The 17,230-nt window shown below is 68.4% G+C and carries 12 protein-coding genes; 2 read left to right on the plus strand and 10 right to left on the minus strand.

Translation table 11 applies throughout. The features are described 5' to 3' along the window. Positions 1–2: 2 nt before the first annotated feature. The 5 genes from mmsB to AC1DSC_RS12780 form a co-directional block, all read right to left on the minus strand. Entirely contained in the window at positions 3–1,217 is a 1,215-nt protein-coding gene (mmsB, locus tag AC1DSC_RS12760; RefSeq protein WP_018903592.1) for a multiple monosaccharide ABC transporter permease, read from the minus strand. Next, positions 1,204–2,775, minus strand: coding sequence for a multiple monosaccharide ABC transporter ATP-binding protein (gene mmsA, locus AC1DSC_RS12765; RefSeq protein WP_028253962.1), 1,572 nt, complete (start codon positions 2,773–2,775; stop codon positions 1,204–1,206). The genes mmsB and mmsA overlap by 14 nt, the downstream gene beginning before the upstream one ends. Before the next feature lie 8 nt (positions 2,776–2,783). Then, complete coding sequence (gene chvE / locus AC1DSC_RS12770) at positions 2,784–3,854, minus strand: multiple monosaccharide ABC transporter substrate-binding protein (RefSeq protein WP_012746194.1); 1,071 nt, start codon at positions 3,852–3,854, stop codon at positions 2,784–2,786. A 132-nt stretch (positions 3,855–3,986) separates the two neighbouring features. After that, on the minus strand, positions 3,987–4,952 hold the full coding sequence (locus tag AC1DSC_RS12775) for an ABC transporter substrate-binding protein (protein WP_028254012.1): 966 nt from the start codon (positions 4,950–4,952) through the stop codon (positions 3,987–3,989). 61 nt (positions 4,953–5,013) lie between these two features. Next, positions 5,014–6,465: an aldehyde dehydrogenase family protein gene (locus tag AC1DSC_RS12780; RefSeq protein WP_012746192.1), complete on the minus strand. Its 1,452-nt coding sequence runs from the start codon at positions 6,463–6,465 to the stop codon at positions 5,014–5,016. Positions 6,466–6,621: 156 nt separating this feature from the next. Between AC1DSC_RS12780 and AC1DSC_RS12785 the strand changes: the two genes are divergently transcribed. Continuing rightward, entirely contained in the window at positions 6,622–7,581 is a 960-nt protein-coding gene (locus AC1DSC_RS12785; RefSeq protein ID WP_012746191.1) for a LysR family transcriptional regulator, read from the plus strand. On the opposite strand, the gene AC1DSC_RS12790 is transcribed toward AC1DSC_RS12785, so the two are convergent. Continuing rightward, positions 7,582–8,358, minus strand: coding sequence for an SDR family NAD(P)-dependent oxidoreductase (locus tag AC1DSC_RS12790; RefSeq protein ID WP_012746190.1), 777 nt, complete (start codon positions 8,356–8,358; stop codon positions 7,582–7,584). A gap of 137 nt (positions 8,359–8,495) precedes the next feature. On the opposite strand from AC1DSC_RS12790, the gene AC1DSC_RS12795 reads away from it, so the two are divergent. Beyond that, positions 8,496–9,434 (plus strand): SMP-30/gluconolactonase/LRE family protein, encoded by a 939-nt coding sequence (locus tag AC1DSC_RS12795; RefSeq protein ID WP_012746189.1) that lies wholly within the window; start codon positions 8,496–8,498, stop codon positions 9,432–9,434. Here AC1DSC_RS12795 and AC1DSC_RS12800 read toward each other — a convergent pair. The 4 genes from AC1DSC_RS12800 to AC1DSC_RS12815 all read right to left on the minus strand — a co-directional run bounded on the left by AC1DSC_RS12800 (position 9,431) and on the right by AC1DSC_RS12815 (position 17,173). Continuing rightward, positions 9,431–10,504 (minus strand): aldose epimerase family protein, encoded by a 1,074-nt coding sequence (locus AC1DSC_RS12800; protein WP_062363098.1) that lies wholly within the window; start codon positions 10,502–10,504, stop codon positions 9,431–9,433. The two genes, AC1DSC_RS12795 and AC1DSC_RS12800, sit on opposite strands and share 4 nt — an antisense overlap. After that, on the minus strand, positions 10,501–11,448 hold the full coding sequence (locus AC1DSC_RS12805; RefSeq protein WP_012746187.1) for an alpha/beta hydrolase family protein: 948 nt from the start codon (positions 11,446–11,448) through the stop codon (positions 10,501–10,503). The genes AC1DSC_RS12800 and AC1DSC_RS12805 overlap by 4 nt, the downstream gene beginning before the upstream one ends. 5 nt (positions 11,449–11,453) lie before the next feature. Further along, positions 11,454–16,208, minus strand: a complete 4,755-nt coding sequence (locus AC1DSC_RS12810) for a CapA family protein (RefSeq protein WP_062363103.1) — start codon at positions 16,206–16,208, stop codon at positions 11,454–11,456. 89 nt (positions 16,209–16,297) lie between these two features. Further along, positions 16,298–17,173: a LysR family transcriptional regulator gene (locus AC1DSC_RS12815; protein ID WP_012746185.1), complete on the minus strand. Its 876-nt coding sequence runs from the start codon at positions 17,171–17,173 to the stop codon at positions 16,298–16,300. Positions 17,174–17,230 lie beyond the last annotated feature (57 nt).

Raw genomic sequence — 17,230 nt, forward strand, 5'->3', positions numbered from 1 at the left:
GCCTACTTGTTCTTGTTGTAGACGTCGATGAACACGGCCGCCAGCAGCACCAGGCCCTTGATGACCTGCTGGTAGTCGATGCCGATGCCCAGGATCGACATGCCGTTGTTCATCACGCCCATGATGAAGGCGCCGATCACCGCGCCCATCACCCGGCCCACGCCGCCCGAGGCCGAGGCACCGCCGATGAAGCAGGCCGCGATCACGTCGAGTTCGAAGCCCAGGCCCGCCTTGGGCGTGGCCGTGTTGAGCCGCGCCGCGAACACCAGGCCCGCGAGCGCGGCCAGCGCGCCCATGTTGACGAAGGTCAGGAAGGCGAGCCGCTGCGTCTTCACGCCCGACAGCCGCGCTGCCTTCTCGTTGCCGCCCAGCGCATAGATGCGCCGGCCGATGGTGGTGCGGTTGGTGACGAAGTCGTACACCACGATCAGCACCGCCATCACGATCAGCACGTTGGGCAGGCCCTTGTAGGTCGAGAGCAGGTAGCTGAAGAACAGGATGATGGCCGCGAAGAACAGGTTCTTCACCAGGAAGAACACATACGGCTCCGTCTCCATGCCGTGCGCCGCGAGCTTGGCGCGCCCGCGCAGCTTGAAGAACACCAGCGCCGCGGCAGCCAGCGCGCCGACCACCAGCGAGGTGGTGCGCAACGTGTCACCGCCCAGCGGATCGGGAATGAAGCCCGAGCTCAGCCGCTGGAACTCGACCGGGAACGGCCCCACCGACTGCCCCGCCAGCAGCGCCAGCGTGAGCCCCTTGAACACCAGCATGCCCGCGAGCGTGACGATGAATGACGGGATCTTGCGGAACGCGACGAACCAGCCTTGCGCAGCGCCGATGAGCGCGCCCGCCGCAATGCTGACGATGGCCGTCGGCACGAAGTGCCATTCATACTCCACCATCAGCACCGCCGCCAGCGCGCCGATGAAGCCGCAGACCGAGCCCACCGACAGGTCGATGTGCCCCGCCACGATCACCAGCAGCATGCCCAGCGCCATGATGACGACGTAGCTGTTCTGCAGCAGCAGGTTGGTGAGGTTCAGCGGCCGCAGCAGCGTGCCGTCGGTCAGCACCTGGAACAGCACCATGATCGCGACCAGCGAGATCAGCATGCCGTATTCGCGCAGGTTGTTCTTGAGGAAGCCGGCGTGCAGCTTCGGGGCGGCCTCTGCGATGGGGACGGCGGCGTTCACCGCGTTGGCGTCAGGCTGCGACATGGACGGAACTCCCCGCGCTCACGATGGCGTGCATGATGCGCTCCTGCGAAGCCTCGGCGGCCGGAAATTCGGCCACGAAGCGGCCCTCGTTCATCACGTAGATGCGGTCGCACATGCCGAGCAGTTCCGGCAGTTCGGAAGAAATCATGAGAATACCTTTGCCCTCGCTCGCGAGCTGGTCGATGATGGTGTAGATCTCGTACTTGGCGCCCACGTCGATGCCGCGCGTGGGTTCGTCGAGAATCAGGAGTTCGGGTTTGGTGAAGAGCCATTTGCTGAGCACCACCTTCTGCTGGTTGCCGCCCGACAGGTTCACCACCAGCTGCTCCACGCCCGATGAACGGATGTTGAGTGCCCGGCGGTAGTCGCTCGCCACCTTGAATTCGCGCGCGTCGTCGATCACCATCGAACTGGAGACCGCCTCCAGGTTGGCCAGGCTCACGTTCTTCTGGATGTTTTCCTCCAGCACCAGCCCGAGGCCCTTGCGGTCCTCGGTGACGTAGGCAATGCCATGGTCGATGGCCTTGCGCACCGTGCCCACGTCCACCGGCTGGCCGTGCATCAGCACCGTGCCGCTGATGCGCTGGCCGTAGGACTTGCCGAACACGCTCATCGCCAGCTCGGTGCGGCCCGCGCCCATGAGGCCCGCGATGCCGACGATCTCGCCCTTGCGCACATGCAGGTCCACGCCCTTGATCTGTTCGCGGTCGGCATGCAGCGCATGGTGCACGCGCCAGTCGCGCACCTCGAACACCGTCTCGCCGATCTTCGGATCGCGCTGCGGATAGCGGTGCGCCATGTCGCGCCCGACCATGCCGCGGATGATGCGGTCCTCGCTGATCGGCTGGCCGCGGCAGTCCATGGTCTCCACCGTGGCGCCGTCGCGCAGCACGGTGATGGAGTCGGCCACCTTGGCAATCTCGTTGAGCTTGTGCGAGATCAGGATCGACGCGATGCCCTGGCGCTTGAGCTCCAGCAGCAGCATCAGCAGCGCGTCGCTGTCGTTCTCGTTGAGGCTGGCCGTGGGCTCGTCGAGGATCAGCAGCTTGACCTCCTTGGCCAGTGCTTTCGCAATCTCCACCAGCTGCTGCTTGCCCACGCCCAGGTCGGTCACGAGCGTGGTGGGCGGCTCCTTGAGGCCCACCTTGGCAAGCAGCTCGCGCGTCTTCGCATAGGCGGCGAACCAGTCGATCACGCCGCCGCGCGCAATTTCGTTGCCAAGGAAGATGTTCTCGGCAATGGACAGCAGCGGCACCAGCGCCAGCTCCTGGTGGATGATGATGATGCCGAGCTTCTCGCTGTCGGCAATGCCCTTGAAGCGGCGCAGCTCGCCCTCGAAGTGGATCTCCCCGGTGTACGAGTCGCACGGGTAGACGCCGCTCAGCACCTTCATGAGCGTCGACTTGCCCGCGCCGTTCTCGCCGACCACCGCGTGGATCTCGCCCGCGCGCACCGCCAGGTTGACATCGCTGAGCGCCTTCACGCCCGGAAATGTCTTGGTGATGCCGCGCATCTCGAGGATGCTGCGGCTGTCCGCTGCTGCTGCTGCTGCTGCCATTCCAACGCTCACTTGACCTGGCTTTCCTTGTAGTAGCCGCTGTCGACCAGCACCTGCTTCCAGTTGCCGCCGTCCACGCTCACGGGCTTGAGCAGGTAGGAAGGCACCACCTTGATGCCGTTGTTGTAGGTCTTGGTGTCGTTCACCTCGGGCGTCTTGCCCGACAGCATGGCGTCGACCATGGCCACCGTGACCTTGGCCAGCTCGCGCGTGTCCTTGAACACGGTCGAGGTCTGCTCCTTGCGCAGGATCGACTTGACCGACGGAATCTCCGCGTCCTGGCCCGAGACGACGGGCATCGGCTGCGACGCCGAGCCGTAGCCCACGCCCTTGAGCGACGAGAGAATGCCGATCGACAGCCCGTCGTACGGCGACAGCACCGCATCGACGCGGTCCTTGCTGTAGTAGGCCGACAGCAGGTTGTCCATGCGCGCCTGCGCCACCGCGCCGTCCCAGCGCAGCGTGCCGACCTTGTCCATGCCCATCTGCTTGCTGCGAACCACCAGCTTGCCGCTCTTGATGTACGGCTCCAGCACCGACATCGCGCCGTTGTAGAAGAAGAAGGCGTTGTTGTCGTCGGGCGAGCCGCCGAACAGCTCGATGTTGAACGGGCCCTTGCCGCTCTTCAGGCCGAGCGCCGACTCGATCGACTGCGCCTGCAGCACGCCGACCTGGAAGTTGTCGAAGGTGGCGTAGTAGTCGACGTTCTTCGAGCCCTTGATGAGCCGGTCGTAGGCAATGACCTTCACGCCCTTGTCGGCGGCCTTCTGCAGCACGTCGGACAGCGTGGTGCCGTCGATGGCCGCGATGACCAGCACCTTGGAGCCCTTGGTCACCATGTTCTCGATCTGCGCGAGCTGGTTCGGGATGTCGTCGTCGGCGTACTGCAGGTCGGTCTTGTAGCCCTTCTCCTTGAAGTACTTGACCATGTTGGCGCCATCGGCGATCCAGCGCGCCGACGACTTGGTCGGCATCGAGATGGCGATCGGGCCCTTGTCCTGCGCATGCGCGAGCGGCGCGATGCCGGCGATGGCCAGTGCGATGCCTGCGAGCGAGGCCTTGAGGAAGTTGCGTTTCATGATTCGATCCGTTTTTTCAATAATTACTGTCTTTTCCAGGGACACCGCGGAACCGGCTTCGCCGGGCCGCTGGTGTCGCCCCCGGTGAGGGGGTTGGCGTAGCGACACGAAGTGCGCGAAGACTGGGGGAGTTCAATATTTTCGGTTGGGGAATTCCTTGGCGGCGACTTCCATCGGGAAGATCGTCTCTTCGGTCACGATGCGCTTGGGCAGCTGCTTGCCGGCCTTGATGTCCTTCACGGCGCTCATCAGCTGGGGGCCGAGCAGCGGGCTGCATTCGACCGACACGTTGAGCTTGCCGGCGATCATGGCTTCGAAGGCGCCCTTGACGGCATCGATCGAGATGATCGTGATGTCCTTGGCCGGCTTCAGGCCCGCTTCCTCGATGGCCTGGATGGCGCCAATGGCCATGTCGTCGTTGTGCGCGTAGAGCACGTTGATCTTCTTGCCATCGGCCTTCAGGAAGGCTTCCATCACTTCCTTGCCCTTGGCGCGCGTGAAGTCGCCGGTCTGCGAGCGCAGGATCTTGAACTTGGGGTCGGCCTTGATGATTTCCTCGAAGCCCTTCTTGCGGTCGATGGCCGGCGCCGAGCCCACGGTGCCCTGCAGCTCGACGATGTTCACCTCGCCCTTCTGGTCCTTCATCTTCTCGACCAGCCAGCGGCCCGCCTTGCGGCCTTCCTCGACGAAGTCGGAGCCCATGAAGGTCACGTAGAGCGAGTCGTCCTTGGTGTTCACCGAGCGGTCGGTCAGCACCACCGGGATCTTGGCGGCCTTGGCTTCGCGCAGCACGGTCTCCCAGCCCGATTCGACCACCGGCGAGAAGGCGATCACGTCCACCTTCTGCGCGATGAACGAGCGGATCGCCTTGATCTGGTTTTCCTGCTTCTGCTGCGCGTCGGAGAACTTGAGCTCGATGCCGGCTTCCTTGGCCGAGGCCTTGATCGACTCGGTGTTGGCGGTGCGCCATTCGCTCTCGGCGCCCACCTGGCTGAAGCCGAGCACGATCTTCTTCTGCGCCAGCGCGGTGGCGGGCAGGAGCCCGCCGAGCGAGGCGGCGGCGAGTGCGATATTGAGGGTGCGGCGATTGAGTTTCATTGGAATGTCTCCTTCTTTCTGAGTGCTATGTTTGCTTGCTGATGAAAACCGTCCGTGGTGGTCAGGCCAGCATGTAGCCGGTCTTGACCGTCGTGTAGAACTCCGCGGCATGGCGCCCTTGTTCGCGCGGCCCGTAGCCCGACCCCTTGCGCCCGCCGAAGGGCGCGTGGAAGTCCACGCCCGCCGTCGGCAGGTTGACCATCGTCATGCCGACTTCGGCATGGCGCCTGAAATGCATCGCGTGCTTGAGCGAATTGGTGCAGATGCCCGCGCTCAGGCCCGAAGGCGTGTCGTTGCACAGCGCCAGCGCCTCGTCGTAGTCGGCCGCGCGCAGCACGCAGGCCAGCGGGCCGAAGATTTCCTCGCGCGCGATGCGGTGCCCGGGCTGGGCCAGGAACAGCGCGGGGCTCATGTAGTGGCCGGCCGTGGCGCGCTGGAGCGGCTCGCCGCCCCACACATGCTCAGCGCCCTCTTCGCGCGCAATGCCGACCCAGGCCAGGCTGCGCGCGAGGCGCTCTTCATCGACCAGCGGCCCGACGTCGACGCCGCGTTCGAGCGCATGGCCGATCTTCAGCGCCTTGAGCCGCTCGCGAAGCCGCGAGACGAAGGCATCGTGCACCGCGGCCTCGACGATCAGCCGGCTCGACGCCGTGCAGCGCTGGCCGTTGGAAAAATAGGCGCCCTGCACCGCGCAGTCGACCGCGTGGTCGATGTCGGCATCGGCCAGCACCACGAGCGCGTTCTTGCCGCCCATCTCGAGCTGCACCTTGGCGCGCCGCGCGGCGGCCGCCTGCAGGATGCGTTCGCCGTTGCGCGCCGAGCCGGTGAAGCTCAGGGCATCGACCAGCGGGCTGTCGACCAGCGCCTGGCCGGCTTCGCGGCCGCTGCCCATCACGAGGTTGAACACGCCCGCGGGCAGTGCCGCGCGGCTGATGATCTCGGCCAGCGTCCAGCCGCAGGCCGGCACCAGCTCGGCCGGCTTGAACACCACGCAGTTGCCGTGCGCGAGCGCCGGTGCAATCTTGGTGGCCGGCACCGCGAGCGGCGAATTCCACGGCGTGATGAGCCCGGCCACGCCCACCGGCTCGCGCGTGACGTCGACCTGCACGCCCGCGCGCAGCGAGGCCATGTTCTCGCCGCCGCCGCGCAGTGCCTCGCCCGCGAAGAACTTGAACACCTGCCCCGCGCGCGCCGCCTCGGCCACGGCCTCGGGCAGGGTCTTGCCAACCTCGCGCGCCAGCAGCAGGCCCAGCTCGTCCTTGCGCGCCAGGAGTTCGGTGCCGATGCGGTCGAGCACGTCGGCCCGGCGCTGCGGCGTGCTGTGGCTCCAGTGGGAAAAGGCATCGGCGGCTGCGCGGATCGCGGACTCCACCTGGCGGCGATCGGCCCGTGCGTATTCGGCCACCACTTCGCTGGTGTCCGAAGGATTGGCGCTCACACCGGTGGTCGCGCTGGTTTCCCAGCGGCCGTTGATGTATTGCCGCACGTTCTGATGGATCTCGCCGTGAATCACCTGCGCGCCAACCTTGTCTCTGGTTTTGGAAGTGCGGCGAGTCTATGAACAGAATTGATATCAATCCAATCATTTTTTCGACAAAATGCATATCAATCGCTGGATTCTGGAAAACCCTCTGATCACAAAGCTTTAACAAACAACAACCCACGAGACATGACCAACTACAACCATTGGTTCATCCGCGCCCGCCTCAAGACGCGGCAGCTGCTCCTGCTGGTGGCGCTGGCGGAGGAAGGCAACATCCACCGCGCGGCCCAGGTGCTCAACATGACCCAGCCAGCGGCCTCCAAGCTGCTGAAGGACCTGGAAGACGTGCTGGAGGTGCCGCTGTTCGACCGGCTGCCGCGCGGCATGCGGCCCACCTGGTACGGCGAAACCATGATCCGCCATGCCCGCGTGGCGCTGGCCAGCCTGAACCAGGCGCACGACGAACTCACCGCGCTCAAGGCCGGCCGCTTCGGCCAGGTGGGCGTGGGCGCCATCACCGCGCCCGGCCTCACGCTGATGCCGCCCGCGGTAGCGATGGTGAAGCGCGAGCAGCCCGACCTGCGCGTGTCGCTCGAGATCGAAACGAGTGCGGTGCTGATCGAGCGGCTCGAGCAGGGCAAGCTCGACATCCTGGTGGCGCGGCTCTTCGCCGAGCACGACAAGTCGCAGCTGCGCTACGAAGCGCTGGCCGAGGAGCCGGTGTGCGCGCTGGTGCGCCCGGGCCATCCGCTCCTGGGCGTGAGCGGCCTCACGCTGCGCGACGTGGTGGGCGCCGGCTGGATCGTGCCGCCCGCGGGCAGCGTGCTGCGCCACCGCTTCGAACTGATGTTCCAGGAGGAGGGCCTGGTGCCGCCGAACAACATCATCGAGAGCTCGGCCCTGCTCTTCATCACGCGCATGCTGCAGCAGAGCGACATGGTGGCCGTGCTCGCGACCGACGTGGCGCGCTACTACGCCGCGCACGGCATCGTGTCGCTGCTGCCGCTGGACATGCCCTGCCACATGGACGCCTTCGGCATCATCACGCGCACCGACCGGCTGCTGTCGCCGGCGGCCAAGGTGATGATGAAGGCGCTGAAGACCGCGAGCCTGAGCGTCTACGGCCGCAAACTTGAAATGGACTGATCAGGTCCAGCCCGCGTCCACGGTGAACTCCTGCGCGGTGCACATCCTGGCGTCGTCCGACGCGAGGAACAGCACCATGCGCGCGATGTCCTCGGGCATCAGCTTGTCGGGCAGGCACTGGTTGCGCTTGAGCGATTGCTCGCCTTCGTCGTCGAGCCAGAGCTGCACCTGCCGCTCGGTCATCACCCAGCCGGGCGACACGGTGTTGATGCGGATGCGGTCACGGCCCAGTTCCACTGCGAGGCCGCGCGTGAGGCCGTTGACCGAGGACTTGGCAATTGCGTAGCAGGGGTAGCCCGAGCCCTTGGTCTGCCAGCCCGTGGAGCCCAGGTTGATGACCGAGCCGAAGCCCAGCCGCCGCATGCCCGGCACCACCGACTGGATCGCGAACAGCGCGGGCCGCTCGTTGATGGCCATGCGGTTGTCGTAGTAGTCGGGCGTGACCGATTCGAGCGTGTGGCGGTCGTCGCTTGCCACGTTGTTGACCAGCACCGCAAAGTCGCCGAGCTCGGCGGCCGCGTCGGCAATGGCTTTTTGCAGCGCGCCGATGTCGCGCACGTCGCAAGCGCGCCACCATGGCGCGGCATGGCCTTCTTGCGCGATGCGCTGGGCGAGCGCGGCGCTGGCGCCTTCGGCAATGTCGACGAAGGCCACGCGTGCGCCCTGCGCGGCGAACGCGGCCACCATGGCCGCGCCAATGCCGCTGCCGCCGCCGGTGACGAACACCGTGCGGCCCTTCAGGCTGGGATGGATCGAAAGCTGCGGGGAATCCTTCAAGATGCGTGTCTCCAGAGAGCTGGCGGTGACATTGCAAAATCAATATCACTTGATGCCAAATAGTTTGGTTTCTATTATCAATATGCCTTGATACGATCCGCCGCGTCAAGGACAGAGACAACAAAGGCGCAAAACAAATGACCCAGACCGGCCGCACCGCATCCACTCCCACGCCCCTTGGCGTGCCATCGATCCTCGGCCAGCCCGAGTGCCTGTGGCCCGCGGGCGCCACGCTCGGCGAGGGCACGCTGTGGTCGCCGCGCGAACGGGCGCTCTACTGGATCGACATCCTCGAAAGCCGCCTGTACCGGCTCGACCCGGCCAGCGGCGCGCGGCGCAGCTGGCAGTTCGACGAGGAGATCACCGCGCTGGCCGAGCGCGCCAACGCGCCGGGGCTGATCGTCACCATGCGCCGCGGCTTCGCCTTGTTCGATCCCGCGGTGGATGCGGCGCCGCGCTACCTGCACCAGCCCGAGCCCGACCGGCCCGGCAACCGCTTCAACGACGGCAAGTGCGACCGCCAGGGCCGCTTCTGGGGCGGCACCATGGACTTCGACTGCGTGGCACCGACCGGCGCGCTCTACCGCTTCGACGCCGACGGCCGCTGCACGCGCCACGACGACGGCTTTGCCGTGACCAACGGGCCGACCTGGTCGCTCGACGAACGCACGATGTACTTCAATGCCACGGTGGAAGGCTGCGTCTATGCCTACGACTTCGACAGCGCAGCCGGCACGGTGGGCAACAAGCGGGTGTGGCTTCGCTTTGCCGAGGGCGATGGCCTGCCCGACGGCATGACGACCGACGCGGCCGGCCGCCTCTGGATCGCGCGCTGGGGCGGCCACTGCGTGAGCTGCCACGACCCGCTGAGCGGCGCCGAGCTGTGCCGCATCGAACTGCCCGCAAGCAACGTCACGGACTGCGCCTTCGGCGGCGAGGACCTGTGCACGCTCTACATCAGCACCGCGCGCAGCGGGCTCACGGCCGAACAGCTCGAGGCCGAGCCGCTGGCCGGCGGGTTGTTCGCGGTGCGCATCGGCAGCCCCGGCCTGCTTGCGGCCGAGTTCGGGGGCTAGGCCAGTGTGCCGAAGCGGTGCAGCGTGCTGCTGCTGAACACTTCGCCCGGCCGCAGCACCGTCGAAGGAAAGTCCGGCTGGTTCGGCGAATCGGGATAGTGCTGCGTTTCCAGGCACAACCCGGCGCCGCGCCGCAAGCTCTCGCCATCGGCGCCGCGCAGGCTGCCGTCGAGGAAGTTGCCCGAATAGAACTGCACCGCCGGCTCGGTCGTGTGCACCTCCATCACGCGCCCTGACGGCGGGTGCTCGAGCCGCGCCGCCAGCGCCAGGCCGGCGGGCTCGCGGTCGAGCACCCAGTTGTGGTCGTAGCCGCCGGCGACGCGCAATTGCTCGTGCGGCGCATCGATGCGCTCGCCGACCGGCGTGGCCGCGCGGAAGTCGAATGGCGTTCCGGCCACCGGCGCAAGGCCGAGCGGAATCAGGCCTGCATCCACGGGGCAGTAGCGGCTCGCGGGAATGGTGAGCCGATGGTCCAGCACCGCGCCCTCGCCCGCCAGGTTGAAGTAGTCGTGGTGGCTCAGGTTCAGCACCGTGGGCCGGTCGGTCACGGCGCGGTAGTCGATGCGCCAGGTGTTCTCGCGGGTGCTGAGCGCGTAGCGCACCGTCAGTTGCACTTCGCCCGGAAAGCCTTCTTCGCCATCGGCGCTGGTGTAGCGAAGCTCGATGGCGATTTCCTCGCCCGCCGCGCCGTCCGCCGGCACCGGCTCGATCTGCCAGAAGCGCGTGCCGAAGCCCCGGTGCCCGCCGTGCAGCGAGTTGGCGCCGTTGTTCAGCGGGAGCTGGTGCTGGGCGCCATCGAGCGTGAAGCGCCCACCCGCGATCCGGTTCGCATAGCGCCCGACGATGGTGCCCAGGTGCGGATGCGGGCCCAGGTAGTCCGCAAGGCTCGGCAGGCCGAGCACGATGTTGCCGCTGTGCCCATGCCGGTCGGGCACGTGCAATGCGGTGACGATGCCGCCATGGTTGATGGCACCCAGGCGCAGGCCCAGGCCGTTGTCCAGGGTGTATTCGGTCACGATGCGGCCGTCGGGCATGCGGCCGAATTCGCGGGTGGTGATGTTGCTGCTCATTCGGTTGCTGGAGTTGGTGGAAAAAGCGCCTCGCGCGCGCACAGCGATGCGGTTTGCAGGCCGATGCCGTCCGTGAGGTCGTGGTGGGTGGGCGGCTCGGCCGCGTGGGTCTGCAGCTCGATGCGGTGGCCCGCCTGCGCCACCGCATCGGCAAAGCGCTGCTGCAGGGCGAAGGGCGTGTTCCGGTCGTCGCGGTTGCCGATCAGCACGATGCGCCGCGACGGGTCGCGCACGATGCCGCCCACATGCTCGAGCGGATCGTAGAACTGCGCACTGCCGGTGGTGTCGGTCCGGCCGCCCCTCGACATGCCCAGCATGCGCGCGCGTTCGAGCAGGCCATAGGCGCCCGAAGTCAGCACCGCGCAGGCCACGCGCGTGCGGCCCATGGTGAGGAGCGCCGCGCCGGCCGTGGCACCGCCGCTGTGGCCCAGGATCACGATGCGCTGCAATTGGTGGCGCTGCATGAGCGCATCGAGCGCGGCGTCGAGGGCATGGAATTCCACGGGCTCGCGCCGCTTGCGATGGTCCCCCGACGAGCCGTAGGTGCCGGGCCGTGCCATGAAGATCCACGGCACGCCGGAGCGGTTGCGGCTGCGCTGCGCGTCGAGCGTGCGCAGCGCCGCGGTGTTGCCGGGGATGCGCGCGGGCGGCTGGTCCATCACGCCGTCGCGGTCGCCGGAGAACTGCACGATGGCCACGCGCGCGCCATCGATCTCGTCGCTTGCGAAGTAGCGGATGCAGGCCGGCCCTTCGGCCGGCTGCACCCAGAGGTAGCCGCGCCGGTCGGGGCAGTTCGCGCGTACGGCAGGCTGGTTCCATTGCAGCGCCTGGTCTTTGGAGGCGGCCGGCACGCGCGGATCGGGGCCTGCGCGTTGTGCGCACGCCGCTTGCGCGAGCGCCAGCAGGAGCCACGCGAAGCGGGTGCACCGTCGCCATGCGCCCATGGGTGTCACAGCTGCTGCAGCCTTTGGGGGATGGTGCCGAAGTCGGAACCGACGCGGTCGCCCTTCAGCAGCACCAGGTCGCCGTCGCGCAGGAAGGTGCCGAGGTAGTCCGCGAGTTTCTCGGCATCGTCGAAGTGCGGTCCGAGCAGCCCGGCCGGTACATCCTCGCGCAGCCAGCGCATCTCTGCGCCGTGCGTCACCAGGTGCTCGATGCCGGAGGCCAGCAGCGGTTCGGCAAGGCCGCGGTGCAGGGCTTGCGAATCGCGCCCGAGGTTCACGATGCGCCCGAGCACGCCGATCTTGCGCTGCACCGGCGCATCGTCCGCACGCCGGTAGGTGCGCACGAACTCCATCGCGTTGCGCATCGACATGACCTCGGCGTTCCAGCTGTCGTCGATCAGCGTGGCCTCGATGCCGGCCCGGGTGCGCAGCGTGCGCACCTGCATCACCGACGCGGGAAGCCGCACCCCGGGCATGCGCGCGCAGGCGGCATCCGCATCGAAGCCCATCGCCAGCAGCGCGGCAAACGCCAGGGCCGAGTTGCGCACCAGCCCGGCACTCGCGATGGGAAACAGGTACTCGAAGCTGCGGCCCTCCGTCGCAATGCGCACGCGGCAGCCGCCGCCGGGCTCGGGGTGCGTGTCGAGCACGCGGATGTTGGCGTCCGGCCCGGGCCCCACCACCCAGATGGCGCCCGCCGTGAGTGCGGCGGCGCGCACCACCTGCGCGAGGCAGGGAATGTGGTCGGGCACGATCGCGACGCCGCCAGGCTCCAGCCCCAGGAAGATGCGCGACTTGAAGGCCGCCGTCTGTTCGAGGGTCGAGGCCTGGCGGGTCTGCGACAGCCCGACCTCGGTGATGATGGCCACGTGCGGCCGCGCCATCAGCGAGATCGGCCCCCGGTCCATCCACAGGCCGCTCTGCGCCATTTCGAGAATGCACACGTCCGCATCGGACCCGAGATTGGCCAGCATGGCCGGCACGCCGACGCGCGAGTTGTAGTTGTCCACGGTGGTGTGCACGCGCGCGGCTTCGGGCAGCAGGTCGCGCAGCATGGCAATGGTGGACGACTTGCCGACCGTGCCGGTCACCCCCACCACCAAGCCCTTGAAACGCGCGCGCGCCGCCTCGCCGAGCGCGATCATTCCGCGGATCGGATCGTCCAGCTGCAGCAGCGGAAAGTCGGGAGCCAGTCCTTCCACCGCATGCGCGACCACCGCGCCTGCCAGCTTTTTTTCGAGCGGCGGCAGGTCGGCGTGGCGGTCCGGATTGCCGGGCAGGCGCTTGCTGTAGTTCTCGTGCGCGGCCAGCGTGTCGTAGTCGGCCGCGACGAAAAGCGCAGGCGGCGGCAGCAGCGGCAGATGGCGCGGCCCGCGCACCACCGAGTTCACGAACCAGCCTGGCGGAGGCTCGACCAGCCATCGGCCGCCCGTGATGCGCTGCAGCTGCTCGGCGGTCCAGACCGGCGCCGGGGTCGGGCTGGCACCGGGATGCAGGGCCGCGGGCACGGGCGCGGGCCGCGCGGGCAATGGCACCGGCGCACCGGGCACGCGCAGGCCGCACCAGATGGACAGCCGGCGCGCGGGCGGCAGCCCAGCCAGCGCGCCGCGTACGCGCAGCTCGAGCTGCAGCACATCGCTCTCCAGCAGGCCGGCGCGAGGCGCGCGCAGCCCGTAGCGGTCGCGATAGATGCGGCCCGGCTCCCATCGGCTGGTCGGCCACATCCAGTCGCAGGGCTCGTGGTCCATGCCTTCGCCCCACGCGGGCATGCGGGTGCTGCGCAGCGGGACCGCGCGGAACTGGATGCGCAGGTCGGCCGTTACGGGCGCGTCGGCGGTCCAGAAAGACTCCACCCACAGCATGCGCCGCCCGACGAGCTGGCGCGGCGCGCAACGCACGCCCACCAGGCGCAGCGGCCCGGCCTGGAGAGGCGGCACCCATGCGTCGGGCGGCACCGCATCGGCCATCCATTCGGGCCGGGGCGCGAGGAGCGGCCTGATGGCGCGAGGCGCGCGCGCGGCGGGCGCTGCGGCGGCGAGGGCGGGCCGCCGCTCGGGTGGCGACAGCCTCACCGCGCACCGGCCTCCCGCCACCGGCACCATTTCGGTCCCCAGTGCGCGGCATTGCTCGGCGAAGCGCGCACTCGCGGCCTCGGCCGGCGCGCCCGTGTGCTGCCGCGAGAAACCGAAACCCACGCCAATGGGCGTGAACACCACCTCTTCGACACCGCGCACACTCAGCGCCAGCGAGAACACACCGGAATCCCCGAGGTCGTTGCGGATGGACTCGAACAGCAGGTCGCCCGCATCGTGCAGGATCGGCCGGCCGCGGTAGATCTCGATGCCCTGCAGCACATGGGCCGAGCTGCCGAGAATTGCGTCGGCACCGGCATCGACGATGGCATGGCCGACATCGATTTCGGCCTGCGAAGGCGCGGTTTCGAGGTTTGCGCCCCAGTGCACGGCCACCAGCACCACATCGGCCTCGGCACGCGCGGCGGCAATGCGCGGCGCAAGCGTGGCAGTCCAGGCGGCGGGATCGCCGAGCGGCAGCCAGGCGGCACCCGGAGCATCGGCCGTTGCCGCGAAGCGCGGCTGCGTGGCGTCGAGCGAGAACAGCGCCACGCGCACGCCGCCGGCCCGGCCGATGGCCGGCCGCAGCGCCTCATCCAGGTTGCGCCCGGTGCCCGCGTGCGCAATGCCGGCGGCATCCAGCAGCGCCTGCTGCTCCATCAGCGCGGCGGCTCCGTAGTCGCCGCTGTGGTTGTTGGCGGTGGCGACCATGCCGATGCCCGCTTCGGCCAGCACCGCGAGCATCTCGGGCCGGGCGCGGTAGTAGTAGGGGCTGCTCTCATCCTTCTCGACGCCCTGTTCGCCGGTGGTGGCGACCACGCATTCGAGGTTGGCGATGCGCAGGTCCGCCTCGCGAAGTGCAGCGATGCCGCCAAGCATCTCCTGCGGGCCGCCGAGCTCTGCCAGGCGGTAGTGCAGCCGGCGGCCGAGGTTCACGTCGCCGCCCCAGACCGCGACGGGCGCGCGGCCACTGTCCGCCGGCGCTGGCGCAGAAGTGGCTTGGGGAATTCCGCACGCAGCCGGGAGTCCCGATGCTTCGCGGTGCTTCAACAGCCGGTGGTAAGCCACGTAGCCCGAGAGATAGTGCTCCACGTCGTCGATGCGCACGCGGAAGCTGTGGTGCTTGATGAAGAACGAACCGGTGATGCGGTCCGGGTTGCGGAAGAACATCGCGAGCTCGGGCCAGAAGTAGCCGTTGGCCAGGTAGCGCGCGCGGTGCTCGAGCGCGCGGTCGAACTTGGCGCGGTCGAAGCCTTCGAGCAGCGGGCGCAGCGCGGGGTCGGCGGCCAGGCGCTCCACCATCTCGCGCGCGGCCATCATGAGCTCGAGCAGGGTCGGAAAGGTGGTGATGCGCTCCAGCACGAAGTCCAGGTAGTCGGCCACGTTGCGCAACCCGAACTGGTAGTAGCGCGTCTCGGGCCGAACACGCGTGAGCTCGTTGACGCAGTAGCTCAGCCAGTGGTCGTGCGCGCGCCAGTGCTCCGCGGCAATGAAATGCTCGAAGGCCTTCTCGACCACCGCGAGCCAGCGCTCGTCGCGCGTGAGGCCGTACAGGCGCATCAGGCCGAAGGCGGCTTCGCCGTCGTAGTAGATGACGCGGAAGGCGTCCTTCACTTCGAGCGAGGGGTAGTTGAGCACGTGCACGAAGCGCCCGCTGGCCGGGTCCTGCATGGCCTGGATGCCGAGCGCGAGCTGCTCCATCAGCGGCAGGTACTGCGGATCGCCCGTGAGCTCCGTGTACTTGACGAGCGCCAGCAGGCACACCGCGTTGCCGCCGAGCTTGATCTCGTCGCCGACGTCCAGCAGGTAGGCCGCGCGCGTGCCGCCCGGCAGCTCGGCCTGGCGGATCAGCCGCTTCGTCAGCAGCGACAGCGAGCGGTCGATGGCCGCCTTCTGGCTGTCGCTGCGGGTCAGCTCCCAGGCCTCGAGCAACGCATAGGTCGAGCTCGCGTGGCGCAGCGTGTTGTAGGTGGGAATCGCGCGGTCGAAGCAGGGGAACCATCCGTAGTGGAACTCGCCCGTGGGCTTGACCTGCGCCGCAAGATAGTCGCTCGCGCTGTCCACGAGGCTGCGCACCTGGCCGGCGCCCCACTCGGGCAGCGTGCGGTAGCCCGCCGACTGGCCCGCGGGAGTGATCGGCCACGCGCCTTCGGTATCGGCATAGGCCGCGCGCGTGGTGAAGCACCACACCGGCGCCGCGTCATCCTGCGGAAAATCGAGTTCGGCACCGAAGCGCCGCTTCGCATGAAGGCGCAGGTTGCCCGGATTGGGCTCGGCATGGTCCACGGTGCCGTTGTAGAAGACGGCGCTGCCGTTGATCTCCGGCGCGAGCAGCGCCACCTCGAACTTCGCGTCGAAGGACACGCCATGGTTGAAGTAGTTGCGCCTGGTGCCCGCCAGGCGGGCCTTCAGCGCGCCCCAGCTCATGGGCTCGACCTGGTCGACCAGTTCCACGCGCACATGGCGCGGCTGCATGCCGATGCGCTGTGCGAGCGCAACTGCTGCATCGCTGGCCTGTTGCCAGGCCTGCTCGGCGCTTTCGGCGCGCCCGGCAACCACGCGCGCGCGGCTCGTGCCGTCGCCCATGGCAATCAGTACCACGCAGCCGGCCTCGGGCGTGGCGGCGGCGCCGGGCAGCGTGCCGTCCGGGGCGGCCAGTATCTGCCTGGCGCGGTTCAACAGATCCATGGAAAGAGTCGGTTCTTGGGTCATGCAGGCGCGAATGATGACAGGCCGCGCGCGCCCGCTGCAAATTCGGCGGCCTCCCCGCGCGCCGCTCAGGTCCAGGTTTCGAGCACCGCGCTGCGCACCGCCTCGACGGCGCTCGCATGCCGGCCTTCGGCCGCGAGCCAGCAAAGCCAGGTGCGCGAGCGCCAGCCGTTCCAGATCGCGAGCTCGCCGTTGCGCTGGCCCTGCTCGGCCTGGTCGAGCCGCAGCAGGCCGGCGCCCATGCCGCTCGCGACCATGCTGCGCACCGCGCTCTCGCTGTCGGCCGTGCGCCCTTGCCGGTAGTCGCGGCCGGCGCCCGCGAAGAGCTTCTCGAGGTGCGTGCGCAGGATGCACGAGGGCGGCGTTCCCACCCACGGCAGGCGGGTGAGCTCGTCGAGCGTGAGGCCGGGGTGGGCCTCGGAAACCGGCAGCGGCAGCGTCACGACCAGCTCGACCGGCACGAGGCGCAGCAGCTCCATGCCTTCGACCTGCTCGCTGTCGCTGAGCGCGTAGGCGCAGTCGAGCTCGCCGCGCTGCACCGCCGCCAGCGTCTCGAAGGACAGGCCTTGCCGCAGCTGCAGCGTGACCTGCGGGTGGCGCTCGGCAAGCTTCACCAGCACCTCGCCGAGCCTGAGCGCCACCGGGTCGACCACGGTGCCGAAGCGCACCACGCCCTGCGCCGCGCCGCGCAGCTGCTCGGCGGCCGAGCGCATGCGCATGGCCGAGGCCAGCGTGCGCTCGGCCTCCTCGAGCAGGCTGCGGCCGGCCTGCGTGGGCACCATGCCGCGCGGCGTGCGCTCGAACAGCTTCACGCCCAGTTCGTCCTCCAGCGCCTTGAGCTGGGCGCTGACAGCCGGCGCGCTGGTGAACACGCGCTCGGCCGCGCGGGTGAGGCTGCCCTCCTTCGCAATGGCGACGAAGGTCTTCAATTGGTAGAGCTCCATGGCGCAAATTGTGAGCGCTGGCGCGGCCCGCGTCCCTTCGTTTTTTCGGAGGCCCTG

The organism is Variovorax sp. 01N425 (assembly GCF_056399465.1).